Origin of the sequence: Actinomadura chokoriensis, from assembly GCF_039529475.1 — a bacterium.
GTDB classification, from domain to species: Bacteria; Actinomycetota; Actinomycetes; order Streptosporangiales; family Streptosporangiaceae; genus Spirillospora; species Spirillospora bangladeshensis.
Window position 1 is genome coordinate 18,227 of record NZ_BAAAMW010000040.1, and the last position, 18,255, is coordinate 36,481.

General features: G+C 67.6%; 17 protein-coding genes and 1 pseudogene. 1 reads left to right on the forward strand and 17 read right to left on the reverse strand.

Annotation, left to right across the window (positions count from 1 at the left end):
• Positions 1-3: 3 nt before the first annotated feature.
• The 10 genes from ABFX46_RS41045 to ABFX46_RS41090 all read right to left on the reverse strand — a co-directional run bounded on the left by ABFX46_RS41045 (position 4) and on the right by ABFX46_RS41090 (position 11,745).
• Positions 4-1,017 (reverse strand): thiopeptide-type bacteriocin biosynthesis protein, encoded by a 1,014-nt coding sequence (locus ABFX46_RS41045; RefSeq protein WP_346049657.1) that lies wholly within the window; start codon positions 1,015-1,017, stop codon positions 4-6.
• On the reverse strand, positions 999-2,168 hold the full coding sequence (locus ABFX46_RS41050; RefSeq protein ID WP_346049659.1) for a lanthionine synthetase C family protein: 1,170 nt from the start codon (positions 2,166-2,168) through the stop codon (positions 999-1,001). The genes ABFX46_RS41045 and ABFX46_RS41050 overlap by 19 nt, the downstream gene beginning before the upstream one ends.
• Positions 2,165-5,272 (reverse strand): lantibiotic dehydratase, encoded by a 3,108-nt coding sequence (locus tag ABFX46_RS41055; protein WP_346049661.1) that lies wholly within the window; start codon positions 5,270-5,272, stop codon positions 2,165-2,167. The genes ABFX46_RS41050 and ABFX46_RS41055 overlap by 4 nt, the downstream gene beginning before the upstream one ends.
• 82 nt (positions 5,273-5,354) lie before the next feature.
• Positions 5,355-5,552: an FxLD family lanthipeptide gene (locus ABFX46_RS41060; RefSeq protein ID WP_346049663.1), complete on the reverse strand. Its 198-nt coding sequence runs from the start codon at positions 5,550-5,552 to the stop codon at positions 5,355-5,357.
• 63 nt (positions 5,553-5,615) lie between these two features.
• Complete coding sequence (gene fxlM / locus ABFX46_RS41065) at positions 5,616-6,842, reverse strand: methyltransferase, FxLD system (RefSeq protein WP_346049665.1); 1,227 nt, start codon at positions 6,840-6,842, stop codon at positions 5,616-5,618.
• Positions 6,843-7,119: 277 nt separating this feature from the next.
• Entirely contained in the window at positions 7,120-7,878 is a 759-nt protein-coding gene (locus ABFX46_RS41070) for a DUF6879 family protein (protein WP_346049667.1), read from the reverse strand.
• 75 nt (positions 7,879-7,953) lie between these two features.
• Positions 7,954-8,829 carry a helix-turn-helix domain-containing protein gene (locus ABFX46_RS41075; RefSeq protein ID WP_346049669.1) on the reverse strand — a complete coding sequence of 292 codons (876 nt, stop codon included), beginning with the start codon at positions 8,827-8,829 and terminating at the stop codon, positions 7,954-7,956.
• Positions 8,830-8,941: 112 nt separating this feature from the next.
• A complete protein-coding gene (locus tag ABFX46_RS41080) occupies positions 8,942-9,769 on the reverse strand; it encodes a hypothetical protein (RefSeq protein WP_346049671.1) in 828 nt (275 codons plus the stop codon).
• Between the two features lie 50 nt (positions 9,770-9,819).
• Complete coding sequence (locus tag ABFX46_RS41085) at positions 9,820-11,337, reverse strand: hypothetical protein (RefSeq protein WP_346049673.1); 1,518 nt, start codon at positions 11,335-11,337, stop codon at positions 9,820-9,822.
• Positions 11,338-11,361: 24 nt separating this feature from the next.
• Positions 11,362-11,745: a hypothetical protein gene (locus ABFX46_RS41090; RefSeq protein WP_346049675.1), complete on the reverse strand. Its 384-nt coding sequence runs from the start codon at positions 11,743-11,745 to the stop codon at positions 11,362-11,364.
• A 200-nt stretch (positions 11,746-11,945) separates the two neighbouring features.
• On the opposite strand from ABFX46_RS41090, the gene ABFX46_RS41095 reads away from it, so the two are divergent.
• Complete coding sequence (locus ABFX46_RS41095; protein ID WP_346049677.1) at positions 11,946-12,413, forward strand: hypothetical protein; 468 nt, start codon at positions 11,946-11,948, stop codon at positions 12,411-12,413.
• 217 nt (positions 12,414-12,630) lie between these two features.
• On the opposite strand, the gene ABFX46_RS41100 is transcribed toward ABFX46_RS41095, so the two are convergent.
• From ABFX46_RS41100 to ABFX46_RS41130, 7 genes and pseudogenes are all read right to left on the reverse strand, one after another.
• Entirely contained in the window at positions 12,631-12,942 is a 312-nt protein-coding gene (locus ABFX46_RS41100) for a hypothetical protein (protein WP_346049679.1), read from the reverse strand.
• 220 nt (positions 12,943-13,162) lie between these two features.
• The gene (locus ABFX46_RS41105; RefSeq protein WP_346049681.1) at positions 13,163-13,999 is read right to left on the reverse strand and encodes a hypothetical protein; all 837 of its coding nucleotides are present in this window, start codon (positions 13,997-13,999) and stop codon (positions 13,163-13,165) included.
• Positions 14,000-14,049: 50 nt separating this feature from the next.
• Positions 14,050-14,871 (reverse strand): hypothetical protein, encoded by an 822-nt coding sequence (locus tag ABFX46_RS41110; protein ID WP_346049683.1) that lies wholly within the window; start codon positions 14,869-14,871, stop codon positions 14,050-14,052.
• A gap of 45 nt (positions 14,872-14,916) precedes the next feature.
• Positions 14,917-15,711: a hypothetical protein gene (locus ABFX46_RS41115; protein WP_346049684.1), complete on the reverse strand. Its 795-nt coding sequence runs from the start codon at positions 15,709-15,711 to the stop codon at positions 14,917-14,919.
• Positions 15,708-16,136 (reverse strand): DUF4913 domain-containing protein, encoded by a 429-nt coding sequence (locus tag ABFX46_RS41120; protein WP_346049686.1) that lies wholly within the window; start codon positions 16,134-16,136, stop codon positions 15,708-15,710. The genes ABFX46_RS41115 and ABFX46_RS41120 overlap by 4 nt, the downstream gene beginning before the upstream one ends.
• Positions 16,137-16,229: 93 nt before the next feature.
• A complete protein-coding gene (locus ABFX46_RS41125) occupies positions 16,230-18,035 on the reverse strand; it encodes a type IV secretory system conjugative DNA transfer family protein (RefSeq protein WP_346049688.1) in 1,806 nt (601 codons plus the stop codon).
• A pseudogene (locus ABFX46_RS41130) lies at positions 18,032-18,255 on the reverse strand (hypothetical protein); the annotation flags it as partial. The pseudogene ABFX46_RS41130 and the gene ABFX46_RS41125, both read right to left, overlap by 4 nt.

Sequence of the window (18,255 nt, forward strand, 5' to 3'; positions counted from 1 at the left end):
GTCTCAGGGCGAACCGCCGCCAGGCGGGGACAAGAATGCTGCGGTGGCAGCGCGCGCGAGTATGCCTTGGGTTGTCGCTGAAAGGCCGAGCCGGTTCCAGTGGAAGATCACCACGTGCGTGAGGACTGCTCTCAGCCCCCGATCGAGCCGGCCCGTGGCGGCAGCGGCGGCGAGTAGTCGGCCTGAGGCGCGGAAGGCGTCTCGCCAAACGGTTGCGTATTCGGCTGCATCGTTCAGGGCTGGCAGAGGGTCGGTGGGTTGGGCGGCGGCGTAGATGAGCGCGCGGACGCTGTCACACAGGTTGTCGACGGCGTCGGGGGCGATGGGCTCCTGTGGAGATGGGCGCAAGCGTGCGACTCGGTGGAAGACATCGCCGTTCTCGAACCAGTCGAGTCCCGCACCTTGTAGCAGAGCGTAGAGAAGGATGATCGACAGTTCTCGGCGGCCGACGGCTGGGGACTCGTGACGCGCGTAATCCAGGACGCCTCGGCTGTCGGCGCAGAAGAGGTCATGGACGATCCACATCGCCGTGGAACCGCCGAACGCCGCGTACTCCGGTTCGTAAACCGACGTCCGCCAGCCTTTGATCAACTTGGCCTCGGCGAGGTCGGTGAGCGCCTTGGCGATCTGCTCGTGGGCGTCGGCGTACAGATGCTCCGGCGTGACCGTGCTACGTAGGCGCAGCCGCCAACAGGGGTGCTTACGGAGGAACCACCAGCCGTCGATGACGCCCTGGCGTTGGAGTGCGTCCAGACGCGGTCCGAGTCGAGCCGCCGCGATGCTCTCGGCCTGCTCCCAGTCGGGGAACTCGACGAGGACCTGGCACCAGCGTTGCTCGGCGCGGCGCTCCAGGGCCGCGTATCCCGCCGCCATGTAGACCTGGACGGCTTCGGAGAGGTCGGCCGGGTCCAGATTGTGGCCGGTGGCGGCAGCGTGGAGGTCCGTGCCGGCCAGAACGGCGAGCGTTCCGGACGCAAGTTCGGAGGGTTCGGCTTCGGTTAGGTGATCAGCAGGCATCTGTCCCATCCAGTGTGGGGCGGCGCGCCGCTTCGTGCGGTGTCCAGTACCAGCTCTACGCCGGCGCGTCCGGTCAGTAATCCGTGGTCAAGACGGTCCTGGGGAGTGGCATCGCAGGTGAGCGCTGTGGCCAGGGCGGGGAGTCGCTGGAGTAGGGCTGGGGCGCTGCTGTCGTGAGCGGCGCGGTAGACGGTCTGGTAGAGCCCGGCCACGCCGTGGCAAATCCCCGGTTCGGTGATTCGGGCTAGGTTGCGGTCAGCCAGGGACGCCAACAGTGCCTGTTCGGCGGTTCGCTGACGTGCGGTGTCGCCGGTGGCGATGGCGGCTAATTGAAGCGCGCGCGTGATCCCGGTGCTGCCGTAACACCACGACGGCCGCCCAGGTACCTGCTGGGCGGGGTGGCCTGCGCGGAGTTCGGCGCGCGTGATCCACTGCGGCCACCACGGACCGTCGGAGGTGTCCTGCCGCCAGTGGTCGAACCAGTTCGCCAGCTGGTGGATCGCTTCGTAGTGCTGGTCGACGACGTGGCCGCGGCGTGCGGCCAGGGCCAGGAAAGCCAGGATGCCGGCGGCCCCGTGCGCCATGCCGAAGTTGGCGTGGCCACCAGGCGTCGGCAAGGTCGGGTCAGGGTCCTGTGATACCCACCACCCCGGCAGTTCGGCCCCGGCGCATCGCCGGGTCCGGGTAAGCCGTACCAGGTAGCCGAGCACTTCGGCGAGGACATCGCTGCAGGGCCGGCGCACCAACAGCAGGGCGCCAATGCCGACCAGGCCGTGGAAGAGGTCGTACTCGGAGAAGCAGGCATCGTCGCCGGCGTCGATCCTTTGCATGGCAGCGGCCACGCGTCGGTGCGCCAGGCGCGTCACGTGACCGTCCAGGACGGCGAGAGGTTCGGCGTACCGTTGCCGGCCGTCGGCGCCGGCGATGCCGAGCAGGAATGCGAGGGCTGGGGCTCCGAAATACAAGCTCGCATGATCGCCTGCGTCAACGGGGCCACTGGCCGTTTGTTGGATCCGGCGGTGCACGTCGCCCCAGCTGCTGCGGCCGGTCAGTGCGCGTTCGACGTGGAGGATCGCGATACCGGCTGTTCCGGTGGCGAGGGATTGATGCTGCGCCTGGTCGGTGGCGAGTGTGATCGGTGGTGACGTCACGGAGCGCTGTCCGAGGCTTGGGCGGTGGCCAAGTTGCGGAGTGCTACCGCGCGCGCCAACCGGCCTGTAGTCGCCTCGTGGACGGGGTCGAGACCGAGTGCCCGGACATGGTGCTCATGCAGCAACGTCTTCATCGGCTCTACGGGATCACGCTGACCCTTGAGGAGGCTGTAGTAGGCCGCTGCAGCACGCGACCGGGCGTGCCAGGCGGAGGCGACTGCGTCACCGCCGGGTAGCGCACGCACGGCAGCGACCCCGTTCATCGCGTCGCCAAGGCGTAGTGCCTGGTCGCGTGATCCGGGATCGAGAGGACCAGTGCCCTGCCTCAGGCAATGGGTCAGTGCGCGATAGCCGGACGGAGGGTCGGGCGCCAACGCCGCGGCAAGGTGGGCCATGGACCCCGCCGCGATCGCCTGCCCCGATATTCCACTGGAATCGGCCAGCTTGATCTGAGCGATAGCGGCGGCGGTGTCGGCGGCGAACACGTTCTCGGCGGCCTCCATGGCCCGACCGTGCCCATATCGGCCAGGGTGCTCGGTGGCCCGCGTGAGCGTCAGATGCCCGGCGAGACCGCGTCCGCGGAGGTCGGCGGTGAAGGCCGCCAGCCGGGCGGCCACCGTCCCGTACTGGGAGGAATCGGCGAGCCGGAATAGCACCACCAGGTACTGGTCGGCTTCAAGACGAATCAGGTCTCTGTGTCGGCGGATCCACCAGCGCTGGACGGCCCCGCCGAGTTGTTCCGCGAAGTCGGGAAGGTGGCGCGTGAGGATCGCGTCGAAGCGCGCTGGGTTGCCCACCAGGTGCGCACGCAAGAGTTCCGCGTCGCCCGGCTGATGGATGAGGCCGGGCGACGCCGTCACTGGAGACGTTGGGGACGGGGAGACGGCGACCATGGGAATCACCAGCTCCGTCGGGCGACCTATCCAGCCGAGGGCGTCCGGCGGAGAGTCCTCACGTAGTTCGATCTGTTCGGTCCGCTGCAGCCGGGTGCGGAGCAGGTGACGATCTAGCGGCCTGTTCAGGGCGAGGGGCAGGCGCAGTTCCCCTTGGCATGCCACGACGCGAGTCGGCACCCTCCATCGGGCGCACCATCTCCCCATCTCCGCCTCCCACTCCTCGCCGGCGCCGGTCACCTGGCTGCTGGTGAGGAGCCAACGCGCCCCGGACAACACCGTGCGCCGGTAGCGGATGCGCGGCACGTACGGCAACGTGCGGGCGGCCCCCAGATCCAATGGGCCGAACACGGCGCTGCGAGCGTCCGTGACCTCGGCCAGGAACCGCGCCAACGGCGGGGTCTGCACGCTGGTGTCCAGCGCATGCGGGATGTGCGCGATCACACGCCGTCCCGTGGAGCGCTGCACCAGATACATCTGGTCAGCGTCGGCGGTGACGGCAAGGTCCGCCAGCCTGATCACGTGTTGGTCGGAAACTGTAGCGTCGGCGTGCTCGGAGAGCGGCAGCATGACCGTCCCTAGGTGTGGAGCGACACGGACGACGTTGTCGTTGTGAGGTCGGCGCGGCGGGAATGACAACAGGGCGACGATGGCATCGTCGTCGGTGTAACTCCCGGCGAGACACGCACGGTCGGACTCGTCCAGCAGGTGAGTGAACCTCCCGATCATGCTGGTGTGAGCGCGCGGCGCGGCCACCACTCGCAGTTCGAAGTCACCGCGGCTGATCGCCTCTGCCGAGGCGGCATGCAAGGCGACTCCCAACTCGACACGTCGCGGGACGACCGCGTCGGCTTGGTCGCCCACCTCCAGTGACTGGAGGTCGGCATCCGTCAGCGCGATCTCCTCCGCGCCGGTCATGGCCGCCTCCTGAATCAGTGACAGCAGGACGGCGTCGCGTTCGGTCAGCGTCCGCCATGCGGGCCTGGCACGCGGTGCTCCCAAATACCCGTGCGGGTAGCCCAGCCCAGAGTCGGCGAGCAGTTCCGCCACGGGGACCAGCGCGCCGAGGCCGTAGCGGGCACGGAATCGGGAGTGGTAGTCCATCCACGCCGCCGTACCGAACGGCTGCGCGGAGACTCTGAGGAGGACGTCGGCCGTGCGCTCGGCCTCCTCCAGAACGCAGGCGGGCAGGGTGATGCGGGCATCCAGCCGCAGGTCCGCTGCCAATACGTGGTCGGTTCCGGGCCGAAGGGCGCGCATCCTGGCGGTGACCCCGGCTCGAAGCGAGGCCGTCTGGGATTCGCCGGTTGTGGTGTTGTGCTGCGTGATCTCCGCGCTGATGACCGCAAGCTCATCCTGGAACGCGGTGATCTCATCGAGCTTCCGATCGCCGGCTCTCCGATTGCTTGAGCTTCCGATCTTTCGGAGCATCCGTAGGAGATGTCCCACTGGGTCCAGGGCCGTCGATGGAGGGCGCAGGCTGGTGATGAGAAATCCGCCGCCGACCAGGCCATGGAGCATCTGCTGAATTCGGTCGGCGTCAGCGGTCGGGAACCGGAGGGAGACTCTCTCGATCAAAGCGTCCAGTTCGATCGGCATAGCAGCCTGTTCTAGGGCGTACTTGATGGGCGTGGTCAGGCGTACCGATGCCTCTCGAAGGGGACCCGGCGAGCGTGACCCCAGCTCAGCGCGCCTGGAGACGATGAAGCGGCCGTCGCGGACAACGCCGGCGTTGTCGGTTACCACCGTCAGCTTGCCCAGTAGGGCCTGGTCCTGTTCGAGCTGCTCGACCAGGCCGGTGACCCACTCGGCGTCGGCACGGACGACCGGCTGGTGAGCGGCGCCGATCTTCGCTACCGACGAACCGATGTTTGCCGCGGTGATTCCGGCGAACAGTCCGAACGGGGTAGCGCGCCCCTCCCATCGCAGCATGTAGGACGCCAATGACATCACCGTCCGCCGAAGCCGGCGCTCAGAGACGCGGTCGGCGAGGACACGATCGATCTCTGAGGTCAGCGCGGGGCTGGCCAGTTCCACCGCCTCGCGGACGTCGGCACGCGTCCAGACTCCCTCCAACCACGCCCGCCCTTCCCAGGAGAACGCCACGGGATCGGCCGGGTCAAGGTTGGGAGGCGGGGCGATGCCCTCCGGGCATGTCGTTGCGCGCACCAGCACCAACCCGGTGTGCCGGAAACGTCGGGGAGCGGCCATGGCACATCCCTTTCTGCGCCCCTTCGTTCTGCCGGGCGGTTACCCGTGCGATGGGTGCCGCCCGGCAGGACGGTCAGCTGTTTCAGGCCGGTTCGTTGGAACTGGTGCTGCAGGCGCTGGTGCTACACGTGCTGCCGCAGCCGTCGCTGGTGGAACACATCATGGTCACCAGCGGCGTGGTGGTCTCCACCACACGCATGTCCAGCACGAACTCGTCCTCGCTGATGGCGGCCGGGGTGTCGAGCAGTTGAGTGGCGTCCAGGGTCAGGTACGTGGTCATCGGCTCCTCCTCATGTACGGGACGGACAAGGGTGTGTTGCTGCCCAGCTCCGGAGGCGGGTGCTCAGCCCGCCTGCGGCCAGGAGATCGAGACGGCGCCGTGGTGCTTGGTGAGCACAGCGGAGTGGCCGGGAGAAAGAGCGGGTTGGCTGCCGGTCGGCCAGAACTGGAATGCAGGCTCGCAGGAGCGGCCGTGGCGGTCCCACGCCTCAACCTGCTCGGTGAGCGCGGTGGCCGCGGCCCGACCGTGGGACCCGTAGGCGGTCGCGCCGAACTCGACGCCGCCACCATTTAGAGCGGGCCGCACCGCCAGATAGGCGAAGGAGCCGTCGCGCACCACTCCGAACGGGAACCACGACTTGCCGAGCTGCGACGCCAGGTCGGTATCCGGAGCAGCACCGACCCGGCAGAAGCCCGGCAGAAAGGCCGCCAGCCACAGGTGCAGGTCGGCGAACGAGACACCGTTGGCGATGGTGACGCCGGACCACACCGAGACCGGCTCGGTCGCCAGGACGCCATCGAGCTCGGAGATCGGCTCGGGAGCTCCGGAGTCGAATTGCAGCTTGAGCTGCTTGCCGTGCCGGTCCGGCAGGAGGAACGTCCGCTCGGCGTGGGCGCCCTCGCCTCTCATCGGGACAAACCCGGCCAACTCGACATCGATGCTCGCCAGGTGGTCGCCATGGCGCTGGAAGGCGATGGTCCTGGTGACCCCATTCATTCGTAGCGGCACCACCAGGATGCCGGTGGCGGTGAGCTGATCGAGCCACGCCGGAAAAACGTCCCACGCGCCGACTGTGACCAGGATTCGATCAAACTGCTCGAAGCCGGAAATGGGGTGTTCGGCGTCGGCCTGCACGACCGTGACCCGCCCGCCGTATCCGGCCCTACCGAGCAGGTCACGGGCCCGCTCGGTGATCTCACGGTCGATATCGACGCTGACGACATGCCCACTCGATCCGACGACTTCGGCCAGCAGCGCGGCGTTGTAGCCGCCCGACCCGATCTCCAGCACCGTCATGCCGGGTGCGATCGCGGCCATTTCGATCATGCGAGCCTGGATGTAGGTCGCGCTGACCGAGGAGATGTGCGCACCGTGCTCGTCGGTCTTGGTGATCACCGGGCTGTCGACGCTGTAGACGATCTCCAGGGAAGTGCCGACGGGGACGAACATCTCCCGTGGGACCGTGCGGAACGCCTTGTCCACGGCCGGTGAGACGATCTGGCGCTGGGCGCGCAGCGTGTCAGCCAGTTCGTGGCGCAGCCGTCTCGCTGGGCTGGAGTCGTCGGTCATGCCCGTCGCCTGGATCACGCGGTCCCCCCGGTTTGGTCGATGCCCACCGGGAAGCACGTCCGACACTGGCGGACGGGCCGGCTGACGTCACCGGCCGCGGGAAGGCAAGGAGACGCCTCACGAGGCCGATGCCGATGGGCGAACGGTCATGGCTGGCTCCCTTGAGTTAGGGAGTGGCTGCCTTGATGACCTTGACGGTTCGGAGCCGTCCCCGGAAAGAGATTTGGCGCTCTTTGGCCCCTCACCGGAGAGTGAGGAGACCAAGACCCGCCCTCCGTCAGTCGGGGCTCGGGAGCTCGTACTGTTCGTGCGGGATCGCACGCTCCCACACCCGCTCGAACGCGGCGAGGCAGCGCGCCACCACGTCAGGATCGTTGCTGCTCTTCTCCTCGGGGATCTCGGTCCCGTCCCCGGAACAGAAGTTGAACATCACCAGTTTGTGGTCGAACAACCAGAAGTCCGCGCCGGGCAGCATCAGGTCCCACGCTCGATCACGCGGCAGCCAGCGCACGTCCTCTCCCGCCGCGACGTTCTGCGAGGTGAGCATGTGCTCCCAGCGGATGTAGTCCGACGGCGGCTCGGAGACCACGCGGGCGCGGCGGATCGTCACACCCCGCCCGACCGCGTCCTGGACGATCTTCCGCCAGTTCGCCATCTCGTACTGGCCCGAGCCGCCCGCCACGAACTCCTGGTAGGCCGGGTGGGAGGGGTCGTAGGTGTCGCGCATCTCCAGATGCAGCGCAGTGTGCTTGGCGACCTGGAGGACCTCGGTGCTGTCCGCCGGACCGTGCCCGAGCCGTCCCTGCTCGTACGTGCCGGCGGCGGCCTCGGCGATGATCGACGCCATGCGGGCCGGCAACCGGACCACGGCCTCGTCGGAGTGCAGATTCCCGTGCCGGGCGATCTCAGCGATCAGCAGCGGGTCGGTGATGAGCAGCCCCTGAAAGTAGAAGTCACCAGTATCGGGATCGACGTACACCGCGGGACACCGGCCCTCTGGCGAGTCAGGGTCTTCACCGACCAGATCGAACGCCACCACGGTCCTCCGTTCAGCTTCGAACAAGCGAGTCGAAAAAAGCTGCGGCTCTGCCGACCCTGACCCCGCCGCGGCTCAAGCGTCAAGCCGATGCCGGGCACCGGCGATGATCTGCCTGGCTTTCTCCCCATGGACGGCCAGACCGAAAAGCCGCTCCCAGGCCGCCACATAGTCAGCGACCTCCGCCGGCTGGGACACCGACAAGAAGCCCGACACCAACTCCACCGTGACCAACTCGGCATCGCTGATGACGAACGTGTGCTCCGGCCAGACCCGATGCCCGGCATGCGAACGCTCAACGTCCAACGGGACGATTCCTAGCGACACCGAGGGTAGCCGCGTCGCAGCCAGCAGATACGACAGCTGCTCAGCGTGCGCCTCGGCGGAGACGACACGGTGATGAAGAACTTGCTCCTCCAGCAGGAACACGAACCGTGCGTCGGGACGCCGCAGCACCCGCTGCCGATCCATACGCTCGTCCAGCGCCGCAGCGACGTCGTCAACCTCAACGTGCTGCTCGACGCGGACGGACTCCAGCGCCGCAGCGGTGTACGCCCTGGTCTGCAGCAGTCCTGGAACGACATGCGTGCAGTAGGTGCGCATGAGTCTGACCCGCTCATAGCGATCTCGGACAGACTCCTGGGCACCCTTGAGCCCCCCGCGGTTGAGCTGCCGGTAGGTCAGCCACATCCGCTCAACGCTGGCCTGCTCGGCCAGCAGCTCGCGCATGCGCTGCTCGGAAGCCCCGCATATCCCACACCACAACCGGACATGCTCGGCCGACGCCGGACGGACGGCGCGCTCGATCTTCGAGATGTTCGTCGAGTCCCGCCACCCGGCCCGCCGAGCGAACTCCACACCGGAAATGCCCGCAGCCGTACGGAGCTCACGGAGCTGATCGGCCAGCCGCTGCCGGGCGGCCTGCGCGCTGGAGGAGGACGACGAGGGCATCGCCCCCATCCAAGCGCAGTTGCACCGCCCGCCTACAACTCAACAGGGAGACGGGTACCTGCCGTTCGGACACTTCGCCGTTGGCAATGCGCCTGAACGGATATCTTCGTAGTTAAGCAAGTGGTCGTAGCCAAACAGCATCGAAAGCTACACGTTCAGCTCCTCTGCGACATCCATGATTGTCGCCGAAAGATGCTGGTGACTGATTCATGCTCAATTCGTATGAGGTTCCGGTGCTGTCTGCGGTGATCTTTTCCTGGCTGAGTCGGAACCATTCTCCTCGATGCGCGGATTGATCGATTGTTTGATCAGATATATCTACCTGGTGCGCCAGATTGGGGACATCGGGTGTGTGTATCAGTACATCATACTTTCCTGTTTTGATGCCGCCGAAAATGAATCGGACGTAGGGAACCGCGCAGTCTTTGCCAATTGCTGTGGGTGCCCAGCCGAAGCGGCCGGCATAACCACCTGTGGAAAATCTGACTGACCCAATGACGTCTGCGCCCTCATAGGCCCAGAACCGGATTTTTGCGGGCGGCCTGTTGTCGGCTTCGCTCGCTGTCGACGAGCGTGCACTGGCTATGTAACCCCGAATTTTTGGCGCAGTGCTCTCGCTGGGAGACGGGGTTCGACTTGGGTGTCGCTTTGGAGTGGAGGTGGACTGAGCCTTCTCGGGCGGAGATGGTTTGCTGCTGGATGATGACGTCGATGTTGCGGAAGTATCGGGAGAATCGCCGCCGAATATCCTATCGCGTGCCTGAGGATACGCCACCACAACGGTGGTGAGAATAACGGTAGCTACTCCACTAAAGGCCAGGAATAGCTTGGACCGAGGTTTCATCTGGTCGCTGACCAGGTTGACGATCAACCCAGAGATGAATGTGACTAGTGAGGTCGCCAGTGCAACGGCAACTATCTCGGTCCAAGACTGATTCACGGCTTCACGATACGTGATCCTCGTCCATCTTGATGGCTCTTCATTCTTGACTAGCTCGGTCGTCGGCTCGTTCTCTGCCCTGTGTCCTGTATCGGCCATCCCGGGCGACTGGCTTGCTCTTGTATCTGGCTAAGCGGCGGCCTGGGCATACTTTGATGTCCGGATTCGAGGGACGATCCTATCGGATATGGGAATTCGGTTGCGGATAGACGTTGCTGGTTCGCCTCGTTCGCTCGCCGGAGGATCAACTGCGCTTCGTTCGTGTCGCAGTGCGGCCCGGGGGTTAGGTCTTGGATGGCTTCGACCAGGGTCGTGATGGCTTGACTTCCCCTGGCATGAGCTTTTTCGTACTGACTTGATAGTTCGCGGACTGATCTTGGAACACGGGGTAGATGGGTCGGGTATTTCTTTTGGTGGTTGAGGGTGCCGATTGCTGCGGCGTCGTTGATGGCGGCGTGGTGGTGGGCGGCAAGGTGATTGCAGGCTTCGATGGCCTTGAGTGTGATGCCGGCGACTTCGGCTACGTGGGCGAGGTCGGGGGCGAGTTCGTGGGGGAGTTTGAGGCGGGAGGAAGCACGGGGGCCGGGTGTCCAGGCGGGGTCAGCGTGGAGGCAGCGGCCGAGCCGAATGATGAGGTCGCTTGCGTCGGTGGCGGGGCCGTTGGCGGGGTGGCCGTAGCGGCCGATCTGCTCGTCCCAGCGTCGGACGATGCTTTTCCAGGCGAGGCTCAGGTGATGAAGGTCGTTGGCTGCCTGTTTGATCGCTGGTAGGTGGTCGGGCTCGTTGAGGTCGTTGATCCGGTGGGTGAGTTGCCGGACGGTTTTGCGGTTGAGGTCGCAGACGATCGCGGCTGCTCGGGCAAGATAGCGCCAAGTGGTGATCGAGGTCGGCGAAGTGGGGTGGCTGAGGCGCTGAATGCTGGTGTTGATGCCACTCAACGCTTGGTCGGTGCTCTCGCCGAGCTGGGGCGGGATGCGGTCGGGTATGTGGTGCACGGGAATGGAACTGATGGGTGGGGGCGTCTGGTCCTCGCTGTAGATGTGGGCGATAACGGCGGCCGTCAGCAGTAGCCGGCCAGCCTGGTCGGTGGGCGGGGCGGTGCGGCGGGTGAGATGGCCGAGGGTGGCGGTGTGGGTGCTGAGCTGCCGCAGCAGGGAGCGGGCGGTGTCGGGTGCGGCGATGACCACGGCGTTTGCGCTGCTCGCCTGGTCAGGGGTGACGGCGAAGTGGGTCGACAGCAGATCGAGGCCGCAGCCCAGGGCGATGGATGCGGCGCGGAGTTTCTGGGCCAGGGCTGATCGTGGGGTTTCAGTGTCGACAGGTGGGCCGAGGAGGTGTTCGGCTTGCTTGATGAGGGCGGCGGCGCGGTGGGCGCCGTCCCGCACGCGGGCCGTGTCGGGGTGCGGGGTGCCGAAGCCGTGCGCGATCTGGTCGTGGTAGCGGGCTAGGACGTGGGTGAGGCGGGCAAGTTCGGGGGCGACGGCCCGGCGGCGCAGGTCGTCCCCGAGGCGCTTGGTGTGGAGTTGGTTGTGCAGCTCGGTGAGCTGTTCGGTGGCGAGTGCGGTCATCTCTCCGAAGGTGGCCACGGGTGGTTACCGGAGTGCGTCGCGGAGGCGTCCGGCGTGCAGGGCCGCTTGGAGGCAGGCCATCTTGTCGTCGGGGTCGGCGGCCAGTTCGGCGGCGCGGACCAGGCTTTGAGCGGCTTTGGTCGCGAGGTTGAACAGAGTGTCGGCGGTGGCGTTGGCCTCGGTGTGGTCGGTGGGGGGCGCGGCATGGAGGGCAGGGGCTTGGCGGAGGGCTTGGTGGGCTTGGACGGCCTCGCCTTCGGCCATGCCCCAGGCGATGAATCCGTCGGGTTGCTGGGCGGCGTAGGCGGTGATGACGCGTTCGGCGTGGGCGAGGTCGTTGAGGGCGGTGGTGAGGATTTCGGTGAACCAGGTGTGTCGGACGTCCTGGTGGTGGTCTTCGTGTGTCATCGCGGTTCCTCCGGATGGATGGGCGCAGTGATCGTGCGGATTGATGACGGGCCAAGCCTGGCGTGGGCCCGGCGGTAGCCGTGGCCGGCTGAGCGGGCTGTGGATAAGTACGGCTTTGGTCAGGGCGCCAGGCGGTGAGGTGCGGGCCTGTGGTGGGGCGACGGCGGTGGTTGGTCGGGGTGGGCTGCTGCCTGTGGGTTGTGATTGATGTCGTCCGGGAAGTCCGCAGCGGCGGCCCTGGCGTCGCTCGGTTGGTGTCTTCTCGTTCTGGAGCGTGGGGCGAGTTCCTCGTGGAGGCGGGTTTCGGTTATGCCGCTCCAGGAACTGAGCGCGGTCAGGAGTCGCCGGCGGTCCTGTTCAAGGGCGTGCCGGGTTGGTTCTGGCGCCTCGACGATCCGGGCGGTGATGGTGATGTAGAGCTGTTCGGCTTGGTCGGCGTGCCGGACGGTGCCCAGCTTCGTTTCGGTGGGCGGGAACTCGGGTGCGAGTGTCAGGTGGGCGGCGGGTTCGGCGTAGGCGTAGGGGAGGCCGGGGACGGCGACCAGGAAGCAGGTTTCGGTGTCGGCACTGGTGGTCTGCCAACCGATGACGGTGCCGCATCGGTCGTGCTGGCGGGTCAGGCGGACCTGGTCGCCGACCTTGTAAGGAGCCTCCTCGGCGACTTCTGAGGCGTTGATGGCACGGCCGGTGCCGAGTGCGTCGCCGAAGTTGATGCCGTGGTGGGCGGCGTAGTGCTCCAGGTCGCAGACCAGCGCGGCCAGGAGGGCTTGGGTGTAGAACGCGTCGCGTTGCAGGAGCGAGGGCGTGCCGGGGAAGGCGGGGTTCGTAGGCGGTCAGGGTGTGGGGGGCGCGGTCGATGCGCTTGCTGTGGTTGGGCATGGGCGCCTACTTCATGGCCGCGTGGACGTTGCCGGCGTGGTGGGCGGCCCGCAGGCACGCCACCCGGTCGGCGGGTTCGGTGGTCTTGGAGGCCACGGTGAGGATGGCCTCTGCGACGACCATCACCAGCGCGGCGACGGCCTCGGCGAGCTGCTGGACGTCGGTGTCGGGCATGGACCGTTCGGGCCAGGCGAGGGTGGGCGCCTCGGCCAGCGCCCACCAGGCGTCGGTCGCCTCGGCGAGCGCGACCTGGTAGTCGTCCTCGGGTGCGGCCTGGGCCAGGACGGTGCTGGCGCGTTCGATCAGCTCCAGTCCCATGAACGCGGCGGCCAGGAGCGCGGGGAGCGAGTCGGCGGTCTTGATCTGGCGGGTGGCGTAGTCGAAGAAGTGCTTCAGCGTGGCCTCCGTGATGTCGATGCCCGGCCTCGATGCGCGATGTAGCCCGGGGCTGTCTACTAAAGTCGTTGATCGCAGCTTCGGTGGCTTGAAGTCTGGTGATCAATTGCGGTGGTGGTGAGTTTCTGTGGGTGGGCCGAGCTCATCTGGATCGGTCGGCTCGCCTGTCCGGGGGAGTTGGACGCACAGGTGGTGCGTTCGGGTCGGGCTGGTGCTCGGTGAGCCCCTGGCTTAGCGGGATGGGGAAGTCGCGGGCGGCGAGTTGGGCGGGGCTGAGCGTCGCACCGGAGGATGCGGCATCGGGGCTTGAGGTGCTGAGCCGTGGTTCGACCCGGGCGAGCAGCAGGTCGGTCACGTTGCGCTCGTCCATGCCGTTCCAACTCACCAGAGCGTCGAGGAGGACACGGTGGTCGTCGAGGTCGGTCTGCTGGGGCTGGATGCCGTTGATGTCGGCGTGGCCGATGCGAGTCATGATGTCGAGGAGGATTTGCTCGGCCTTGAGCGGGTCGGTGATGGTGCCTTGGCTGGTGTGGGTGCTGGGGAAGGGCGGGGCCGGCTGAAGATCGGCGGCGATGATGCTGCGGCTGCTGTTCTCGCCGAGGAAGCGGACGTAGTACTCGGTCGGTCCGTCGAACGGGACGAGAAGTCCGGTGACGCAGCCCTGGCTCGGGTTGCCCAGTAGGACGGCCTCGTCGGCGGCGGGCCCGTCGAGTTGGACGGCGGAGCCGATGGCCAGGACGTCGGGGCTGTGGTGTTCGCTGAGGTAGTAGCCGTTGGCTTGGGCGAGGATGTCGTTGAACTCCAGGCCCCGATGGTCGGCGTAGTGCATCAGGTCGATCAGGAGATCGCCGAGGAGTTCGCGGGCGTGGTCGTCGTCGCCGCGGTGGTCGAGGTGTTCGGTCTCCTCGAACAGGGCTTGGAAGGAGTCCAGGGCGGCGGCTCCGAACTCGGCGAACTCTTCGGCACCGGCTTCGGCCATACAGCCTCCATGCAGGTCGGTTCGGTGGTCGGGACGGGCGGCGGTGAAGGTCAGGGGCGGGGTCTGCGCGGGCGTGGCGGGTCGTCGGACCTGAGCCTGGTGGCCGGTGGGTCGTCGGAGGGGGCGGGAGTAGGGCCCTGGGGGAACTCGGTGGCGGAGAGCCGGGCCGCCGGATCCAACCCGGGACGTTGCTTGGCCGGTTCCTGCGCGACGCGCATGATGCGGTTGTAGAGGTCGCGCATGATGACGTCGGGTTGGCCGCCGGACCAGTGGCTCAGCCGCATGGTCAGCTGCGCGAGGTCGGCGAGGGCCTGCTCGTCGGTGGCCAGGCCGGCGCTTGCGGCGCGTTTGAGTCGGACGGCGACCTCGACGATCGTCGATTCGGCGTCGCGGGCGTTGGTGACGACTCCGGCGGTCCGGGTGGGCAGGGGCAGCAGCGAGTCGGCAGGTTCCAGTTCGGACGCGGCGACGTGCAGGCCTTCGCTGACACCTGGGACGCGCACCGTGCAATGGGCCTCCCCGTAGGGAGAGGTGGCGAGTGCGGTGATGAAGCCGCGCCACAGCGGGTAGCCCGGTTCGGCTCCGGAGGCGGCTGGCGGCTGGCGGAACTGGACCTCGGCGCCGAGCCGGTAACTGTAGCTCGGGTCATGGTCGTGCCCGCCGCGGTCGAGGCGCTGCTGATGCAACTCGGCGAACGTGTCCTGGACGTCCAGACCATGCCGGTCGGCGTAGCGGGCGAGCTGCTCGACGAGCGAGGCGATGAGCGGCTCGGCGAAGCTGGGGTCGGCACGGGAATCGGGGACGTGGTCGGGCAGCAGGTGCTGCTGGTAGGCGTCGAGTGCGGCGGCGACGGCTTCGTCATGGTCGGGCAAGTGGGTACCTCCGAAAGTTCGAGCAGGTCAGGGGCGGGCCCTCGGTCACATCCGGCGAGGACGCTGGTTCGGGCCCGGGAGATCTGGGCGGCTGGACAGCGATGGTGCGGGCTGTTCACCGGCCAGCAGAGCGGCGATGTCGTTGGGGAATCCGGCCGCGGCGCGGCGCGCTTCGGGCGACAGGCCGTCGGGGAGGTGGTGGATTTCGCCGGCGCGGTGGCGGAGATGGTTCAGCACGTGCTCCGGCTTGGTGCCCGACCAGGTGGCCAGCCCGGCCGACAGCTCCACCAGGTCCGCCAGCAGCTCGGGGTCGGTGTCGGTGTCACCGCGCCCATGAGGCAGCTTGGTGAGGAGATCGGTGATGGCGTCTTCGGCCTCCAGCGCGGAGAAGACGGTCCCGCAAGTGCGCGTCAACACCGGCGCCATGCGTGTCGCCGGTTCCAGCGAGGCGGTGCTGGTGTGCTGGGGGTCGATGATCCCGGGGATGCGCAACACGCATTCGGCATCCTGCCCCAGGCCGTAGGCCTTCAGCTCGGTGATGAACCCCCGGTTGGGTTCGGCGCCGTGGTCGCGGAACTGGACCTCGGTGTTGAGACGGAAGCTGTAGCGCGGGTTGGTCAGGGCGCCGCCGCGGTCCAGGCGAGCCTGGACGACGGCGTCCAGCAGGTCGACCACGTCCAGGTGGTTGCCTTCGCCATAGTTGATGAGGTCGACCACGAGGGAATGCAGCAGCCCTTCGGCTTCGGCGTGGTCGGTGCGGTGCCCGTTGGCCAGGTCACCCAGCAGGTGCCGTTCGTAGGCGTCCAGCGCCAACGCGGCGGCTTCGAAGCGCTCGCTCATGCATGCACCGCCGCCCGGACCGAGGCCGGGGTCGTGCCCCTACCGATGCCCGTGCCGGTGGTGAGCCAGCCGTCGGGGACTGGGACGGTGCGGGCCTCGTGCGGGGCCAGGTGCTCGTTCTCGGTGCACTGGTAGAAGGGACCGCGCGGCCCGAGCAGGACGGGGATCTGGTGGTCGAGGTGGTCGCGGTACCACAGGGCCATGCCGGTGGCGCCTTGCAGCCGCATCGCCTCCCAGGCGAACCACAGCGCGGTGAGACGGGAGATGGCCTCGCCGTGCCGCCACCATTCGGCGCACCAGCGGAACTCACCGCCGAGAGTGCGGCGATACATCGGGACGAAGTGCTCGCTCACCCAGGCAGTGACGTCCGGGTACAACGACTCGGACCGCTTGCCACCGGTCGCGGGAGAAACAGGGTCAGGCATGAAGCCTCCAAAGCGGTGGATGCGTGCATGTGAAGGCCCCTTTCAGTTGAAGTGCGGATCGTTGTTAGTCCGGAGGTGCTGTTGGTCTGGCGGTTACGGCTTGGTCGGATGGTCTGGGCGTTTGTAGTGACGGCGGGCCGCTGCAGCGATTGCGGCGTCTGCGGTCTTGATGGCCTTGCTGATCAGGTCGGCGTGCGGGCCGGTGTACCAGGGGCGGAGTCGGACCAGGGCGGGTTTTGTGCCGGTGGCCAGCAGCAGCGCGGTCCCGGCGGGCAGGGCGCGGATGTCGGCACCTTCGAGAATTTCCTGGCGGCGCAGGGAGATCTGTTCGCTGGCGCGGCCGTCGCTGTAGGTGATGGACCGGACCGGCACGTCGTGCTGTCCGATGAGGACGGCCAGGTCGCGCACCAGGCGGGGCGAGTCGATGCCGGCGCCGATGAGTTTGCGGGTGGCGGCGCCCCAGAGTGCGGCCATGCCGGGTTCGCCCCAGACGGTGACGCCCTGCTCGTAGCTTTGCAGGATGGTGACCGGGATGATCCCGCGCGACCCCAGGTGTGAGTACAGCTGGGGGAGGTCGGCGATGCGGCAGATGTTGGCGGCCTCGTCCAGGGCGACGACCAGGGGCGGGTCGAGGCGTCCGCCGGCTTGTTCGGCGCGGCGTTCGGCGGCGCGCATGGCGGTGTCGGTGAGCGCGGCGATCAGCGGGGCAGCGGCCGACAGCGACTTCGACAGTAGATACAGGGTGTCGCGTGAGCCGGCGAAGGTGTGCGGGTCGAAGACGGGCAGGCCGCGGTCGGGGGTGACCCAGGCGAGGATTTCCTGGTCGCGGAGTGCTTTGGCGGCGGTGCGGGCGGTCTGGTAGATCCCGTCGCGGGTCTCCACGGCACCGTTCTGGGTGCCCTTCAGGGAGGAGGCCATCAGCTGGAACCCGGCCTGCTGGAGCAGTTCGATCGGGGTCGGGACGGCGGGCTCGTCCAGCCACCGGGCGACGTGGTGCAGGGAGCGGCCGGAGGTGGCGGCGGCCAGGAACAGGGCGCACAGCAGGTCTTGGGCGGCGGGTCCCCACAGGTCCTTCTTCTGGCCGTCGTCGACGATGAGGACGAAGTGCCCGGCGAGGCGGTGGGCGTCCTCGACACTGGACAGTCCGGCGAGCGGGTTCCACCACCACGATTGCGGCTGGTAGGTGATGTGCTGCGGGTCGAACAGCCAGCTCTTTCCGCCGGTGCGTGCGGCGCGGACGGTCGCGATCGCCGACCATAGGTCGGCTTTGTTGCTGGTCGCGATCACCGGTCCCGGCGCCGACAGCACATGCGGGATCGACTGGGTGGTCGTCTTGCCTGAGCGCGGCGCCATGAACGCCACGACCGTGTCCTCGAACGAGGCGAACAACGTCGGCCCGCTGCGGTCACCGGGCAGCAGGAGGTCGCCCAGGACGAGCCCGATGTCGTCCGGTTCCAAGTCCTCGGGGCGGGACTTGGCGAGGGAGCGTCGCAGCGCGATCGCTTTGGTAGCCATTGCTTCCGGCTGGAGAGCGGTCAGGCCGGGGTTGTCGGCCAGTGCGGCAACGGCGTCTCCAGGCTGTGGAAGACGTCGTGCGATCCGCGCCCAGATCTCCCAGCCGCCGCGTACGAGCGCGCTGCCCAGAAGGACGAGGATGAGCAGGACGAGCCAGGTCGGTGTGCCCGGCCATGCCTGGCCGGTCCGTCCCTGGACGAGGGTGATTGCGAAGTCGGTGCCGAACGGCATGACCGTCCCGCCGGCTGCGACCGCGCCCAGCTTCGCCGCCAGCCACACGGTCCACAGCCCGGCGATGGGTGTCCAGCAGGCGGCGAGAACGAGCCATGCGGCGCCGGTGTTGGAGTGCCACAGCGAGGCCTGCGGCCCCAGCGCCCGCGTCACATGCCCACCCGGATGGCCTGGTCGGTGTCGTAGAGGTCGGTCTCGGGGCCGACGAGGGAGAGTTCGACGGGGATACCCAGGCGTTCGCCGGTCTTGATGAGGTATTTGCCGCGTCCGGGGTGGCGGGCGCCGGGTTGCCAGGAGTCGGGTGCCGACCAGGAGGCGACCAGGTGCTGTTCGGGGCCGGTGAGCGGGGTGATCTGGTGGACGCGGGCCAGTT

Excerpts from the sequence above, each read along its gene's own strand:
- ABFX46_RS41045 (WP_346049657.1), bottom strand. The coding sequence starts at position 1,017 with ATGCCTGCTGATCACCTAACCGAAGCCGAACCCTCCGAACTTGCGTCC.
- ABFX46_RS41055 (WP_346049661.1), bottom strand. The coding sequence starts at position 5,272 with ATGGCCGCTCCCCGACGTTTCCGGCACACCGGGTTGGTGCTGGTGCGC.
- ABFX46_RS41060 (WP_346049663.1), bottom strand. The coding sequence starts at position 5,552 with ATGACCACGTACCTGACCCTGGACGCCACTCAACTGCTCGACACCCCG.
- fxlM (WP_346049665.1), bottom strand. The coding sequence starts at position 6,842 with ATGACCGACGACTCCAGCCCAGCGAGACGGCTGCGCCACGAACTGGCT.
- ABFX46_RS41075 (WP_346049669.1), bottom strand. The coding sequence starts at position 8,829 with ATGCCCTCGTCGTCCTCCTCCAGCGCGCAGGCCGCCCGGCAGCGGCTG.
- ABFX46_RS41085 (WP_346049673.1), bottom strand. The coding sequence starts at position 11,337 with ATGACCGCACTCGCCACCGAACAGCTCACCGAGCTGCACAACCAACTC.
- ABFX46_RS41090 (WP_346049675.1), bottom strand. The coding sequence starts at position 11,745 with ATGACACACGAAGACCACCACCAGGACGTCCGACACACCTGGTTCACC.
- ABFX46_RS41100 (WP_346049679.1), bottom strand. The coding sequence starts at position 12,942 with ATGGGACTGGAGCTGATCGAACGCGCCAGCACCGTCCTGGCCCAGGCC.
- ABFX46_RS41105 (WP_346049681.1), bottom strand. The coding sequence starts at position 13,999 with ATGGCCGAAGCCGGTGCCGAAGAGTTCGCCGAGTTCGGAGCCGCCGCC.
- ABFX46_RS41115 (WP_346049684.1), bottom strand. The coding sequence starts at position 15,711 with ATGAGCGAGCGCTTCGAAGCCGCCGCGTTGGCGCTGGACGCCTACGAA.
- ABFX46_RS41120 (WP_346049686.1), bottom strand. The coding sequence starts at position 16,136 with ATGCCTGACCCTGTTTCTCCCGCGACCGGTGGCAAGCGGTCCGAGTCG.